The 984-nt window shown below is 49.5% G+C and carries 1 protein-coding gene; it reads right to left on the bottom strand.

Translation table 11 applies throughout. From position 1 onward, the window contains the following. Positions 1 to 194 precede the first annotated feature (194 nt). On the bottom strand, positions 195 to 984 hold a 790-nt coding region (locus CX664_RS26785), incomplete at its 5' end, for a hypothetical protein (protein ID WP_180966625.1).

Here is a 984-nt window from a genome sequence, read left to right on the forward strand (position 1 = left end):
CAGATCTACCGGAGGTTCCTTCTGTTGTGGTGGTTTCAGATGATGCTATTTCCTGGTTTGTCGTTTGATGTATAGCTTTTGTCGTCTGAGTTGTAGTACCTGTTGTTGGCGATGTTACTGATTGTCTTGTTTCTGCAAGTGTTGAGATTTCTGTCAGCGTTGATTCTTAAGTTGTGCGAGCCGACCACCGAGATCTACCCTTTCCCTACACGGCGCTCAGACGTTGATTGAGCTTTTTCCTGAGTAGCTGATTGTTGCGTTGTTGTCTGTTGGGCAGCCGTGCCTGTTGATGCCGACGTCAATGATGGAGAAGCAGCTGAGCTATCTCTGGAACCAGAAGTCACTGTCTGTCTGGCGGTGTCGGGGGGTGGTGCTTTCGTTTGGCTAGATTGCCTGGCCTGTGCAGCGGTTGAGATAGTTGTTGATGTTGGAGGCGCCGTTGTGCTGTCAGTTCTACCAGAGGCGTCTTCTGTTGTGGTGGTTTCAGACGTTGATTGTGCTTTTTCCTGAGTGACTGATTGTTGTGTTGTTGCCTGTTCGGCAGCCGTGCCTGTTGATGCCGACGTCAATGATGGAGGAGCGGCTGAGCTATCTCTGGAACCAGAAATAACTGTCTGCCTGGCAGTGTCGGGGTTTGTTGTTGTCGTCAGGCTGGATTGCCTGGTCTGTGCAGCGGTTGAGATGGTCGTTGAGCTTGGAGGTGTTGTTGTGCTGTCAGATCTAACGGAGGTTCCTTCTGTTGTGGTGGTTTCAGATGATGCTATTTCCTGGTTTGTCGTTTGATGTATAGCTTTTGTCGTCTGAGTTGTAGTGCCTGTTGTTGGCGATGTTACTGATTGTCTTGTTTCTGTAAGTGTTGAGATTTCTGTCAGCGTTGAAGCAGCCGTTGTGCTATCCGGAATACCGGAAGCTCCCTGTAGTCCCGGGCTATCAGACGTTGATTGAGCTTTTTCCTGAGTAGCTGATTGTTGCGTTGTTGTCTGT

Source organism: Endozoicomonas acroporae (genome assembly GCF_002864045.1).
Taxonomy (GTDB): domain Bacteria; phylum Pseudomonadota; class Gammaproteobacteria; order Pseudomonadales; family Endozoicomonadaceae; genus Endozoicomonas; species Endozoicomonas acroporae.